The sequence below is a fragment of the Vibrio sp. T11.5 genome, assembly GCF_027587155.1.
Lineage (GTDB): Bacteria > Pseudomonadota > Gammaproteobacteria > Enterobacterales > Vibrionaceae > Vibrio > Vibrio neptunius.
In genome coordinates this window covers 15,852-28,684 of the sequence record NZ_JAPPTP010000001.1, presented here as the reverse complement: position 1 = coordinate 28,684, position 12,833 = coordinate 15,852, and the positions used below count along the sequence as shown (strand labels likewise).

13 protein-coding genes are annotated in these 12,833 nt (G+C 43.6%); 10 read left to right on the top strand and 3 right to left on the bottom strand.

Going from position 1 to position 12,833, the window contains the following annotated elements; translation table 11 throughout:
- Positions 1-82 precede the first annotated feature (82 nt).
- From OH455_RS00150 to OH455_RS00110, 9 genes are all read left to right on the top strand, one after another.
- The gene (locus tag OH455_RS00150) at positions 83-658 is read left to right on the top strand and encodes a secretion protein EspA (protein ID WP_269979884.1); all 576 of its coding nucleotides are present in this window, start codon (positions 83-85) and stop codon (positions 656-658) included.
- A gap of 48 nt (positions 659-706) precedes the next feature.
- On the top strand, positions 707-1,498 hold the full coding sequence (locus tag OH455_RS00145; RefSeq protein ID WP_269979883.1) for a secretion protein EspA: 792 nt from the start codon (positions 707-709) through the stop codon (positions 1,496-1,498).
- Between the two features lie 9 nt (positions 1,499-1,507).
- A complete protein-coding gene (locus tag OH455_RS00140; RefSeq protein WP_269979882.1) occupies positions 1,508-1,981 on the top strand; it encodes a SycD/LcrH family type III secretion system chaperone in 474 nt (157 codons plus the stop codon).
- On the top strand, positions 1,974-3,413 hold the full coding sequence (locus OH455_RS00135) for a type III secretion system translocon protein (RefSeq protein WP_269979881.1): 1,440 nt from the start codon (positions 1,974-1,976) through the stop codon (positions 3,411-3,413). Before OH455_RS00140 ends, OH455_RS00135 begins: the two co-directional genes overlap by 8 nt.
- Positions 3,414-3,427: 14 nt before the next feature.
- Positions 3,428-4,018 (top strand): pathogenicity island effector protein, encoded by a 591-nt coding sequence (locus OH455_RS00130; protein WP_045973565.1) that lies wholly within the window; start codon positions 3,428-3,430, stop codon positions 4,016-4,018.
- A 67-nt stretch (positions 4,019-4,085) separates the two neighbouring features.
- Positions 4,086-4,565 (top strand): type III secretion protein, encoded by a 480-nt coding sequence (locus OH455_RS00125; RefSeq protein WP_269979880.1) that lies wholly within the window; start codon positions 4,086-4,088, stop codon positions 4,563-4,565.
- 20 nt (positions 4,566-4,585) lie between these two features.
- Positions 4,586-5,773 (top strand): hypothetical protein, encoded by a 1,188-nt coding sequence (locus tag OH455_RS00120; protein WP_269979879.1) that lies wholly within the window; start codon positions 4,586-4,588, stop codon positions 5,771-5,773.
- Between the two features lie 349 nt (positions 5,774-6,122).
- Positions 6,123-6,974, top strand: coding sequence for an MBL fold metallo-hydrolase (locus OH455_RS00115; protein WP_269979878.1), 852 nt, complete (start codon positions 6,123-6,125; stop codon positions 6,972-6,974).
- Between the two features lie 67 nt (positions 6,975-7,041).
- Positions 7,042-8,043, top strand: a complete 1,002-nt coding sequence (locus tag OH455_RS00110; protein ID WP_269979877.1) for a metal-dependent hydrolase — start codon at positions 7,042-7,044, stop codon at positions 8,041-8,043.
- 60 nt (positions 8,044-8,103) lie between these two features.
- Here OH455_RS00110 and OH455_RS00105 read toward each other — a convergent pair whose 3' ends face one another.
- From OH455_RS00105 to OH455_RS00095, 3 genes are all read right to left on the bottom strand, one after another.
- Positions 8,104-8,601: a hypothetical protein gene (locus tag OH455_RS00105; RefSeq protein ID WP_269979876.1), complete on the bottom strand. Its 498-nt coding sequence runs from the start codon at positions 8,599-8,601 to the stop codon at positions 8,104-8,106.
- A gap of 9 nt (positions 8,602-8,610) precedes the next feature.
- A complete protein-coding gene (locus OH455_RS00100) occupies positions 8,611-10,566 on the bottom strand; it encodes an alkyl/aryl-sulfatase (RefSeq protein ID WP_269979875.1) in 1,956 nt (651 codons plus the stop codon).
- A gap of 255 nt (positions 10,567-10,821) precedes the next feature.
- Positions 10,822-11,844 (bottom strand): hypothetical protein, encoded by a 1,023-nt coding sequence (locus OH455_RS00095; RefSeq protein WP_045973545.1) that lies wholly within the window; start codon positions 11,842-11,844, stop codon positions 10,822-10,824.
- A 280-nt stretch (positions 11,845-12,124) separates the two neighbouring features.
- Here OH455_RS00095 and OH455_RS00090 point away from each other — a divergent pair, with 280 nt between their 5' ends.
- Positions 12,125-12,826, top strand: coding sequence for a helix-turn-helix transcriptional regulator (locus tag OH455_RS00090; RefSeq protein WP_269979874.1), 702 nt, complete (start codon positions 12,125-12,127; stop codon positions 12,824-12,826).
- Positions 12,827-12,833 lie beyond the last annotated feature (7 nt).

Sequence of the window (12,833 nt, the reverse complement as noted above, 5' to 3'; positions counted from 1 at the left end):
TACAAACTGAGATGCTAAATGGTGACTTTCCAATTTAGAACCCAGCTTGTAGTAGTAAACCTATCTATACGAGGAAAATATTATGGCTGTTAATCTTAATGATACATCAGGTACTCAAGGTACTAGCATCATCAACTCTCAACAAAGTGAAGATATTCAAAATACCATCGCAGCAAGGGGGGACTCGGTGCTTTCTGGTGGTATTGCGGTTCTTTATATGTTCATGAACTTATTGTCTGAAATGGCCGATGCAAAATATTCTCAGATGCAGAAAAAATCAGAAGTGTCACGCACTGCACAGGATATGGCAAACCGGGTTGACGAAAAAGTGGCGGAAGCTGCAAAAGAGGGCGATAAAGCAACGCGAACTCTGCCTTCGGATGTTGTGACCTACATGAAAGATAACGGTTTTACTGTCGATGGAAAATCGATCGACAAATATCTCCAAGAAAATGGTAATAATCTTGATCAGGGTAAACTAAAAGCGGTCAAGGCTTCGTTAGAAACCGTATCAAATCGAGCATCGGACTTTGTTTCGCAATCGCAACTTCAATTACAAAAATTAATGCAGACATACAACGTGACCGTCAGTCTTTTAAATAGCATGCAAACTATGTTGGCTGAAATGAATAAGTCTATTGCCCAGAATATCCGTTAATTATTATTAATGTAAATCTGTTCAATAATTTATTAAAAAGGAGTTGTTATGCTTCAAATTGATAACAGCGTGAGCGCTCCTTTGTCTAAAGAAAATGACAAAGTTGAAATAGAAAATGCGATTAAAGGCGATAGCGTATTGTCGGGTGGCGTAGCGGTATTGTATTTATTCATGAATCTTTTGTCTGAATTAGCCGATGCTAAGTATGGACAGATGCAAGCAAAAGCGGATGTATCTCGCACCGCTCAAGACATGGCTAACCGCGTTGACGAAGTGATTGCCAGAGTTGCAAAAGAGGGTGACAAAGCAACGGGTCAATTACCACCTGAAGTCGTCAAGTATATGCAGGACAATGGCTTCTCGGTTGATGGTATGTCTATTAGCGAGTATCTCAAAACCAATGATCCATCAGCAAAATATCTCGAAAAACTCAAAGCAAAGATTAACGCATGTGGTCCAGAAGGCATGCAGTCATACAGTTGGCAGGATGTTGTCACTTACATGGATCAACACGGTATTAAGGTTGATGGAAAGCGGGCATGTGATTATATCTGGAGTTTGCCTGAAGTAGGCTATATGTCTGGCCAGCGTATTAGCAAGGCACACATGCAGCACATCGCCGATACCCTACAAGCATCGGGTGGTCTTGATCAAGGTAAACTAAAAGCGGTCAAAACAGCACTTGATACTGTATCTAACCGTGCATCTGACTTTGTTTCTCAGTCACAACTTCAGCTGCAAAAAATCATGCAAACCTACAACGTGACCGTGAGTCTGCTGAACAGCATGCAAACTATGCTAGCAGAGATGAATAAGTCCATTGCACAAAACATTAGATAAGGGGTCGTTATGGTAGAGAAAGACTTTGAAACCTTGCAGTCATTCTTGCAGCAGGGTGGATCACTCAAAATGCTGGCAGACGTAGAACAGAAAGATCTCGACCTTCTGTATCAGTATGGTACTCAACTTATGAACTATGGTGATTACCAAGGTGCGAAACGGATCTTTTACCTATTAATGAAAATTGACCAATGGAACTTTGAATACTTCTTTGCACTAGGAACATGTTGCCAGCAACTCAAACAATATGAAGAAGCGATTTTCTGTTTTGGTCGTGCTGGTATTGTCAAAGTAGAAGACCCTCGCTGTCCCTACTTTGCAGGTAACAATTACCTAGCCGTAGGCAATAAAGAATATGCGATGAAATCCTACCAAGCGGCATTGCGTGTATGCGACTGTCACCCTGACGGAGTGTGGGACGAGATAGCAGAGAAAGCGAACAAAGCTTTAGCTCAATTTACTCAGGAGGTTCACCATGACTAGTGTTAGCTTCAATACCCAAATGCCAGTAACGGGCACATCGGAAACTGAGCATCTTGATAAAAGTAACGAAACCAAGGCGCGTATGCCTTCATCTGGAACACCTGGTGGTCTTGTTGATGTCATTGACCGCGAAACAAAAACGCGTGTGGTTAGCTCAGACGCAGCAAGTCAGGCATTACAGCGTGTACTATCTGCTTTTCATAAAGGTGACAACGTCACAGTTAGTCAGCTAGAAAAAGCTTCCATGAATGATATGGTTCTCATGGCTGCTAACCTAGGACTTAAAACCTTTGGCGACACAGCGAATGCCGCTGCTAAAGCCAGTAGACTGATGACGGATACTCAAGCCGTACTGCGTGATCAGCAAGTCAAAGAGTTTCAGGAGCAACTCGCTAAGCGAATAGAACAATCTGAGAAAGCCCATAAAGGCGGCATTTTCGGTGCGATCTTCGACTGGATTGTTGGAGCGGTGGAAGCAGTTGTCGGCGTATTCAAGTTGATTGAAGGCGCTGCGCGGATAGCCGTTGGAGATGTGGCTGGCGGGGCATTGGATATGGCCAGTGGTGCAGCTTACCTCACAGCAGGCATTGCTGGCATGGTCAAAGCCGCTGCAGAAACGGCGATTCTTTGCGGGGCGGATAAAGAGAAGTGCCAGCAAGTTATTGATGTGGCGGGAAAAGTTCAGCTAGGTGCAGAAATTGTCGGCATGGCCTTAGATATCTTCCAGGCAGGTCGAGCCATTTCAGCCACACGCTCGATTGCCAAAGGCACTGAAACCGCCATGAAAGAGGCGGCCCCGAAACTAGTCGAAAGCATAGGTAAAGGCTCTGCACAAGAAGTAACCAATATCGCGCAGCAAGTGGGTAAACAAGTCTCTGAGCAAGTCGCAGAGCAGGTTAGCAAACAATTAATGAGTGGTGTCAGTAAGGGCGTAGAGCAAGTGGCAGAGCGCGGCGGTCAAATTGCTAAGTCTCTGGGCAAAGCGTTCAGCGAAGAAGCGATACAGCAAATCGTGACTAAATCGGTAGAAAAAGCAGCGACTGCTGCCATCGAGAAAGGGGCTCAGATCACTGCTCAGGAGATCACCAAACAAGTGACGACTATGGTGCGCAATGAAGTTATCAAAACCGTCATTAAAGCATGTACCTACACCTCACTTGATCTACTTCGCGCTTCAGCGGGTTCTGGAAAAGCTATTACTAGCGGTATCGTGACTGAAGAGAAAGCGAAACTTCAAAAACAAATTGAAGAGTTGATCCTCAAGCAAAACCTAATGGAGTTCTGCTACGACTGGTACGACAAAGCTAAAGAGCAGCAATCCAAAACCATCAAAGATTTGGTGGATAAACAAGGGGACACTTTAGACGGTGCAAGCAAAGTCATCAATGAAACGGGTATGTTACAAGCACGCATTGCTACGTCAGCAGTGTAGCTAAGGGGGAAGTTATGAGTGAAGTACAAGTATCAAACAATGCTCCAGTGAATGCGTCAAGTCACGCGGGTTATGATTTAGATGTTTCTGGAAGTGAAGCAATGGATGCGATCTCACAGCTCAACGAGCTGATCATAAAACTGGCTGAGATCTTCAAGAAACTGCGCAATGTGCTCCAGGAATACAACCAAAAACAACAACTGTTAGGTTGGGATGTGCAAAAAGCGTCGATGGACACTAAACGTGACGCAATCAAAAGTGCGTTTGAGTCTGCTGCATGGTCTGGCGGGCTACAAATTTTGTCAGGTGCTATTGGCATGGTTGGCGTTGGTGCAACGAGTAAGTTTGGTGAAGGAGCCACCCATCTCGGTCAAGCATTGGGCAAAGGCGTTGATGGTGCAGGCTCCATGGTATCGGCGTCAATTTCCAAGGACGCTGAAATGGAAAAAGTGGATGGTGAATTCAAAGCGTTGAACGCTCAGAATTATGCCAAGAATGTCAATGAACTGAGTGATAAAGCACGTCAAATATCAGAGCAGATGCGTTCACTGGTCAAAGAGTTAGTTGAACTTCACGGTCGTATTGCGTCAGCTGTCCATAACTGATCTCTTCTTTACATAAACCTAGTGCAGAGTGCCGTTCTTAGGTGCTCTGCAGATGATGGAGTATCTCATGACAAACACAAATTTCCTGCCAGTCGACATCAATCAAGTCGCAGAATCCATTCAGGATGTAGTCAGCGGTCATAAAACTCTGGCGCAGCTCAATGGTGTGAAACAATCAGAATTAGAACAGGCCTATCAAAGTGCTCTGGAGCGATATCAAGAACAAGATATGTCCGGAGCTCTGACTCATTTTACCTATCTGGTAATGAATAATCCTTGGCGTCGTGAATACATGTTCGGTATGGCTTCCACTCTTCACGCTCTAGATCAATTTGAACATGCATTGACCTTTTATGGGTATGCCACTTTGATGAATGCCTGTGACGCTGGCGTTACCTTCAGAATAGGGCAGTGTTATTTATCACTGAAAAAACAACTTGAAGCTATTGATGCATTACAAACCAGTATCGAACAAAGTTACATTCCCCCTGAGCAACCCGAGATTCGTGCAATTGCACAATCGTTACTTGATGACATTACTGATTAACTCGTATTAGGAGAGCTTACATGCCAACAGAGATTTCTGCCCAGCAACTGGCAAACCTCAGCTATTTAGATTTAGAAATGCCGAAGTCGACATCAAAACTTGAAGCAAGAAAGTTCGATATTTCACAGGTGCCACTCAAAGACCAGATGAATACGGTTAACCATTTGGACCTTGCAGTTACACCAGCGCAAAGCCACTATTTAAGTACACATAAAACCTCAACAACAGAATCGAAACAGTTAATCGAAAACTCAACCCGCCTTTACGATCAGGCACAAAAAGCAGGGGTGGACGTCGCAAAAAGCACCTTTTTTAAAGAGCTGTTCAATGTTGCAATCGCGGGAATTGGTTTAGGGCTTGCTATCGCAGCTACGGTTTTCAGTGGTGGGCTTGGTGTTCCGCTTGTTGCAGCCGCTGGCGTCGCGTTCGCATTGGCAGTTTCTGATGCTGGCTGTGCTGCCGCCAATTGGTACAGTAAGGCGCATGGAGGTGAAGGGCTTAAAATGGGGGCGGATACCATTTCAAATCTTACTTATAAACTGCTTGAAAAGATGGGGATGAGTGATGATAAAGCACAGTATTGGGCAAAAGCAAACTCTGCACTACTTAGATTAGGCCTTACGATAGGTACTCTATATGCAGGGACTGTCTCAGTACCGTCAGCCCTTGGAGCCGCTGGCAGTGTGATCTCCACAACCAAACTTGCAAAACTTGGGGTTGGTGCAGCCGGAGACAAAGCTCTCGGATTTAGCTTAGACAACAACAAAAAAGGACAAGAGAAAGCAGACAGTGAGCTCAGAGCACATAAACAGAAACTAAAATCTCAACTTACAGACGAAGTCATGTCCGTTGCTATGTCGATGAGAACAGAAGACATGTCGACCAAATTGTCAGGGTTGTCTAAAAAAGTATCTGGTTTGTCTGATGAACTCAGTTCAGCGAAACAAGAACGAAACAAACTTGCCCATGAAATCCAAGGCAAAGATGAACAGCTTCATCTAGCGAGCGAGAAAGCTAAACAGCAGGAGCAATCTCAAGCGATTCTTCTCGCTGCCCAAAACGCTGCTAAACTTCGCGAAGCTATGCTCAGAGAGGAACTTGCCAAGAAAGATCAACTACTGAACGATCTCAAGCTGAAACTAGAAGCGTTTATGAATTCAGGTGGTGCGGGTGAGGATGTAAAAAAGTTATCGCCTGTCATTGTGTGAAAGACTTGAGCTCGTACTGTTAACTAGCATCAAATTTGAAGATACTGCCGATTAGTATCGATCTAAACATGTCGCCTTCGAACACAAATCAAATATAGTTTGCTCTAGGGCCTGTCGACACGGACAGGTCCATTTTCGATTAGAGTCCTAGGAAGAACCTTTCTGGCTTCACGCAAGCAACGACGCACTCTCTTTCTTCGCCCACCAAAGCGCAGACCGCCTGATATATGCAAATAGACATATGATTTCATAAAATGTGGTAGTCTTATGCGCCCTAAGTCTTATTGATATTCTTCAAAAGGCTGACTCGAGGGAACGTTTGGTACATATTTGCATGATGGAGAAAGGAATGCGTTTAACTCTATGTCTTATCACTTTGTTTTTTTCGGCATCCACATTTTCACACACGGATATACCTAAGATGAGTGTTGAAAATGGCTATATTGAGCCATTTAAGATGTTCGACAACGTCTATTACATCGGAGACAAATGGGTGTCTTCTTATGCGATAGAAACATCATCTGGTCTGGTGATTATCGACACTCTAGACTTTCCATATAGCAAATGGATTCCAGAAAACCTACGGAAATTGGGATTAGGCGACAAAACGGTGAGTCACATTATTGTTACGCATGGGCATTCTGATCACGTCGGTGGGGCAGAGTTTCTTCAGTCCACCTACAATGCTAAGGTGATCATGACAAAAAAAGGGTTAGAACTCACAAAAAAACAGTCACAAAAAAGTACAGGTGAGAATAAGTTCATTCCACCAAGTGTGTTCAAATTTGCTGAAGATGAATCCGAAGTTTTACTAGGTAATACAAAGTTTAAGTTTTACATCACACCGGGGCACACTGAAGGCGACTTATCGATTGACTTTTTAGTGGAAGATGACGGAAAAGCGTATCGGGCTTTTGTTGTCGGTGGGCATGGTATTAATTTCCAAAACCCTGAGCTCGTAAAGCAATATTTCGCGAGCATGAAAAGAGTGAAACAAATAGCAAAGAGTAGCCCTATGGTGACGGTGAACTTGTCTAATCATCCTCATAAAAACAACCTGTTCTCCAATCGAGATAGAATGAGCGAAGGAAGCGCCAGTAACCCGTTTATTAACCAAGACAACTTTTTTAACTTCATTGATCAACAAGTGGAGTTAGCCACCAAGGAAAAGTATAAGCCGAGTGAACCAGGTGTTGATTAAGCGTGAATCAATATGAAGTCAAACAAGCTCGAAGGTTTTATGATGCAACGTGTGGGAGAGAGAAAGGATGGACCCGTTAACTCAAGGGCTAATAGGGGCGGCTTTACCCCAATCGGTCAGCGATAAAAAACACATACTTGTTGCCGGTGGCTTAGGTATGTTCGCTGGCATGTCACCAGATCTAGACGTGTTCATTCGCTCTTCTCACGACCCATTGTTGTTCCTGGAGTACCACCGACAATTTACCCATTCTCTTCTATTTATACCGCTAGGTAGCTTGGTTTGCAGTTTGGTCTTACATTGGTGGTTTGCTCGAAGATTTGGGCTTAAATTTAGTCAAAGTTGGTTGTATTGTGCACTTGGCTTCGCTACCCATGCCTTGCTAGATGCCTGTACCTCTTATGGCACGCAATTGCTTTGGCCAGTCACTGATAAACGATATGCATGGAACATAGTGTCTATCGTGGACCCAGTTTTTACTGCACCGCTTTTGATAGCTATTGCTGTTACGCTACGCAAGAGGACATCATGGGGAGCGAGAGTCGCTTTGCTTTGGGGGTTATCCTACTTATCCCTAGGAGTAATACAAAAGGAAAGAGCTTATCATGAGGGGTGGCAATTGGCTCAAGTGCGAAACCACGCCCCAAACCGATTGGTGGTTAAGCCGAGTTTTGCCAATTTACTGGTGTGGAAAGTGCTTTATGAAACGGATAATCACTACCATGTAGATGCAGTAAGGCTAGGTCAAACAACCAAAGTTTATGCCGGTGAATCGATTGCCAGAATAGACCTCGAAAGAGATCTTCCCTGGCTTGATACGCATTCACAACAGGCTAAAGATCTTGAACGCTTTAGCCGCTTTTCAGACGGTTATCTAGCCATAGATCCCAATGACAAACTGGGTGTGATTGACGTCCGCTATTCCGTAGTGCCCAATCAGTTTTCTCCACTTTGGGGGATTAAGCTTTCTCCATCGGCGGCGAAAAACGTTCATGCTCAATACGTGACACACAGAAATACTTCATCAGAAACAAGACAACGCTTTTGGAGTATGTTGTTCGACTTTTAAGGGTACTGCGGGTCGATACAAAGCATCGACTAATGCAGATGTTCGTGGCGATTTTAACGCTCAGTCGTGATGCCAATCTTTGTTGTCGTCTTGTATCTCACTCCTGCTTAACACGCCAAGGTTTATTGCTTGATCTACAGTCAGTGCCTTTGAGATCAAACTATGCAGAGCCGCTTCTGACAGCTTCCAAACATCGGCTTCATGGGGGGGAGGAGAGACGTGTATATCAATGGAAGTTCCAGCCTGACGGATTCGCGACCACAATCGACGATCGACAACGTAAACATATGTATTCTCGGGCCAATCGTCATTCACTTTGACCAATAAGTTTAGCCACCATCGAGTTCTTTGTAGGCCTGCGGAGCCTTCTATTTTCTCTATTGATGGCAACTTCTGAGACCGGATGGCTAGCTGAGTAGCAATCGATACATCCAGTGCCCCTGGGTAGCTCTCGCTAAATGGGTTGGTAAACAGTCCATCATATGAGCAAGCCCAACTAATTGAGCTTGCTAATCCGAGAGTCACAGAAGCAATACACGAGACAATTTGCTGCTTCATAAGAGATTCCTATGGGATGACGATATTAAACCAAAAGTTAAAGCTATCCAGCATGGTAACAAAGTCTTTGAGCTGTTGTGGGTCGCCTTCAATTTGGATAGAACCATCGGCAATCGCTTGTTCTAGTGTAAGTTTCCCTAGTTGCACATCATCGAGTGTCGTTTTGGTTAGCGCCAGAGAGACCCCAGGGTTTTTAGCGAGTTTCTTGGTGTGATTTAACACGGAGTTTTCAACATAGAGTGCGTATTGCTCGTCGAGATCGGTGAAATTGATATTCATCGATAAAGTTTTACCTGCCGCTTTTTCCGGTAAAATACGCACGGCTAAGTAATCAAACAACATCTCTGGCGGCATGTTTTTGATGATATCTGGAGAGGCAACATTCGTCCCACCAGTGCTTGGAGTGCCATTCCTTAACTCGTACGCACCTTGTAGATAAACTGAGCGCCAAGGGCCTGATTCTGCCTGATAACCCAGCTGTTCATAGGTATCTGCTAGAAGTTCTTTACCCTTTTTACTCTCTGGATTGGCGAACACAACATGTTTGAGTACCTCAGCAACCCAGCGATAATGGCCTTTGTCAAAGTCTGCTTGTGCTTTTTTGATCGCTTGTTGTTCGCCCCCCATGTATTCGACATATTTCTCTGCAGCATCGGCAGGGGGCAGGTTATTTAGATCGGATGGATTGCCGTTGTACCAGCCCATATAGCGCTGATACACAGCTCTGCTGTTATGGCGTAAGGTGCCGTAATAGCCTCTTGAACTCCAAGTATTACCAATTTCATCCGGAAATTCGATCATTTCAGAAATTTCTGAACCAATATACCCTTGGTTCATAAGGCGTACTGTTTGATCGTGTGTGTACTTATACATGTCTCTTTGTGTTTTAAAGTACTCAACAATATCTTTTTGCCCCCACATGGGCCAGTGATGACTTTGGAATTTGACTTGTACTTCATCTCCCCACAAATCAATGGTTTCCTGCAGGTAGCTCGACCACTTTAGGGCGTCCCGTACTTGAGCTCCTCGCAGAGTAAGAATATTGTGCATCGTGTTGGTCGTGTTTTCTGCCATCCAAAGCGCTTTTTTGTCTGGGAACCAGATATTCATTTCAGTAGGAGCTTCTGAGCCGGGCGTGTACTGAAAAACCATTTTAACGCCATCAATCGTCCGTTTCTCTCCCGTTTCTTTGATGATGTCCGTTGGTTTAATCATTGTCGCAACACCAGTTGACGTCGTCTGGCCCAAACCACCATTTACGCCACCTTTTTCATTTCTTGGTAGGAGTGCACCATACATATAGACTGCGCGCCTACCCATAGCGTTACCCGCGATCACATTTTCTGAGACGGCATGTTCAGTAAAACCGTATGAAGCGACAATAGGCACCTTACCTGAAATGACGTCTTTTTCATCCACCACGCCTCGTACGCCCCCGAAGTGATCGATATGGCTATGGCTGTAGAAGACACCTGTTACTGGTCTTTCTCCCAGTTCTTGGTTAATAAAATTAAGTGCCGCCTTGGCTGTTTCTTGCGATATGAGCGGATCAAAGACTATCCAGCCTGTATCACCTTTAATGAAGGTGATGTTTGACAAATCATAACCACGAACTTGATAAATGCCTTCAGTAACTTCAAACAACCCGTTGATCATATTTAGCTGAGCATTGCGCCATAAACTTGGATTGACGGTATCTGGCGAGGGTTTGTCTAAGCTAATGTAATCTTTATAGGCTTCCAGATCCCAAACAATATCACCATTTTCATTCGTGATTGTGACGACTTCTTGCTTGGCAACAAAGCCCCTTTGAGCATCTTTGAAATCACGCTTGTCGTTAAAAGGCAGCTCTTGCTTGACTTGATTATTCACTTTTTTGGTGACATCAGAGGCATCTTTGGGCTCAGATGCATTCGCACTATTCATCACCAATAACACCAGTCCTAACGTTGTTATTTCCTTCATAAAGGCTCTCCTGCATGTTGTATGCTCTAAGGTTAGGAAAGAAATGGCGGAGTGCAAATATTGTCTTAAGAATTAGAGGTTTACATGAATTCTAATGAGACTTGAGTTATTAATTGTTATTGTTTTTATTGGCATTAAAGATTTTGCTATCAGAAAAAATAAGCTAAAGATGACCAGCTTAGCCCGCAGGTAAGACCTTAGGTTAAAGCTGGCATGGTAGGATAGAGCTCGATTAAATTGAAGCACGTTTTCGTGTTACCGGCGAAAGTAACTCATAGTACCTATCTCTTTGAAAACAATATTGTAGAGTCTGCCGCTTCTTTTTGCTCGTAAGTTGCCTGAGATAATAAACGGCTCAATGCTGTCCCTGTAAGCGGGATTAACTCTAAATCCAAAACACTCCTCATAGAAATACAATAATTCACCAAACGTTCCGATCTTGATGAGATCCAACATACAAACCAAGAGTGTTTTGGACGCCTTGCTCTGTCTAAATTTGAGCGCGGATTGATATTTCATTGCCGCCATATGAGTGTGAGAGAATAGCGGACTAGGCGGCACTTTACCGACCAAATTAAACAGGCTACTTGTATTAACTAAGTGCTCTAAATATTTAGGGGTAACGGCTCTTGGATCGGAGCCAAAACAGGTTTTGCCGTATTGAGCGACCGACGCGCACTCATATACCGATGCACTTAATTCTGAACAGAACATGTTGGGAGCTCGTTTACTTATCCCATAAACGAAATCTAGAATGTCTTGAATATACTGATTGGTCCCAGAGTTGAAGTTTCTTTTCTTTAAAAGTGATGAGATAGAGCCAATTTTGTCATATTTACCACCGGTGATATTGTTTTTATACAAGAAGTCTTTGTCTCTAGTATTCACATTGTGTTTACACAAAGCAGCGGCTATCTTGCTCGCGCCGTTGGCTAACACCTTGTCGGAACATCTAAATACAACCCAGCCATTCTTTCGTTTACTGGTTAGGGCCATAGACCTTACGACACCTTCTCCGCTCGCTTCAGCAATTTCATCTTTCGATATCGCTAAAGCAGCGTGTTCAGACGTTCCTGAGCCTTGTAACTGCATCCCTGCTTTCTCGTCTAAAGATTTCTTATGAATGAAAGAATCTTGCATCATAGGAATCAAAACTTCTGTTGGTTTTGAAGCGTGTCCAGGAAACATTTTAGCAATAATCACATCACCCGGTTGTAGCGTAACTTCTTTCAGGTGATCGTATTGATGTTGTGTACTGATGACTTTTTTATTGAACATGCGACGGCACCTGTGCAGTTATATCTATGAAAAATAGGGTATTCACAAATTGTAGAACCTTGTAACTAACAAATCTATTTGTAGGGGTGATTTTTAGGCAGTGATCAATATTACTAATCTGTTGACCAGTTTAGATAATACAAGAAACGCGGTTTACAAATCGATAGCTAGGGGCTACCCCTCATGACCTTACAACGATGAATTCAGGTGTTCACCTGATACCTACCTGAGCTTGATCCAAGCAGACTAAACACAACAAAACGAAAAGAAGGTCGTTGATATGAAAGCATTACAGGTGGTCTTGTTCCTTAAGCCAGGTCATATCGATTTTCAAGGAAAACGAACAGAGGTGATGGGAAATCAGCTCGTTATGATCGGAGAAGAAGCTGAAATACACGCAGCGAGTCGCAGTGATTGGATGAGTGTGTTTTTCTATCCTGGTGAAATTTGTCAGGTTTATCCATTACTGACTGAGCTGATAACACATAATCATACTGGACTACGAACAATCAACGGTGAAATAGAAACTGTCCCAGTCTTTGATGAGCTTGTTAACGTCATTCAGCAGCTTCATAAAGTAAACAAAGAAGTCATGCTGCGCTTTGTTTTTACCTACTGTCTTGAGATGAACAAACCATATTTTTCAGAGTTGCTTAACCAATACGCAGACCCAAATGACAAAGTATTTGATTTCGTAAACAAGCATCTTTATGAGCAATGGTCAGTATCCCGCTACGCAGAGCAACTTGGAATGGAAGTGACAAAGCTCAATACAGCTTTCTACAAATATTATGGTCAATCAACCAAAGCTTGGCTGACCGAACAACGCTTAAGCTATGCGAAACAGGTGATTCTAGAAACAAATCGAAAAATAGCTGACGTCGCTTTTGATGCGGGTTTTAGCAGTCATTCTCATTTTATCGGTGCATTCAAAAAGCGTTATCAATGCAGCCCATCAGATTTACGCGCCGGTAAAAGATAGGAGGTCA

Bases quoted from the DNA above. Each gene is read 5' to 3' on its own strand.
- OH455_RS00150 (WP_269979884.1), top strand. From the start codon at position 83: ATGGCTGTTAATCTTAATGATACATCAGGTACTCAAGGTACTAGCATC.
- OH455_RS00145 (WP_269979883.1), top strand. From the start codon at position 707: ATGCTTCAAATTGATAACAGCGTGAGCGCTCCTTTGTCTAAAGAAAAT.
- OH455_RS00135 (WP_269979881.1), top strand. From the start codon at position 1,974: ATGACTAGTGTTAGCTTCAATACCCAAATGCCAGTAACGGGCACATCG.
- OH455_RS00110 (WP_269979877.1), top strand. From the start codon at position 7,042: ATGGACCCGTTAACTCAAGGGCTAATAGGGGCGGCTTTACCCCAATCG.
- OH455_RS00100 (WP_269979875.1), bottom strand. From the start codon at position 10,566: ATGAAGGAAATAACAACGTTAGGACTGGTGTTATTGGTGATGAATAGT.
- OH455_RS00105 (WP_269979876.1), bottom strand. From the start codon at position 8,601: ATGAAGCAGCAAATTGTCTCGTGTATTGCTTCTGTGACTCTCGGATTA.
- OH455_RS00095 (WP_045973545.1), bottom strand. From the start codon at position 11,844: ATGTTCAATAAAAAAGTCATCAGTACACAACATCAATACGATCACCTG.
- OH455_RS00140 (WP_269979882.1), top strand. From the start codon at position 1,508: ATGGTAGAGAAAGACTTTGAAACCTTGCAGTCATTCTTGCAGCAGGGT.
- OH455_RS00120 (WP_269979879.1), top strand. From the start codon at position 4,586: ATGCCAACAGAGATTTCTGCCCAGCAACTGGCAAACCTCAGCTATTTA.
- OH455_RS00130 (WP_045973565.1), top strand. From the start codon at position 3,428: ATGAGTGAAGTACAAGTATCAAACAATGCTCCAGTGAATGCGTCAAGT.
- OH455_RS00125 (WP_269979880.1), top strand. From the start codon at position 4,086: ATGACAAACACAAATTTCCTGCCAGTCGACATCAATCAAGTCGCAGAA.
- OH455_RS00115 (WP_269979878.1), top strand. From the start codon at position 6,123: ATGCGTTTAACTCTATGTCTTATCACTTTGTTTTTTTCGGCATCCACA.
- OH455_RS00090 (WP_269979874.1), top strand. From the start codon at position 12,125: ATGAAAGCATTACAGGTGGTCTTGTTCCTTAAGCCAGGTCATATCGAT.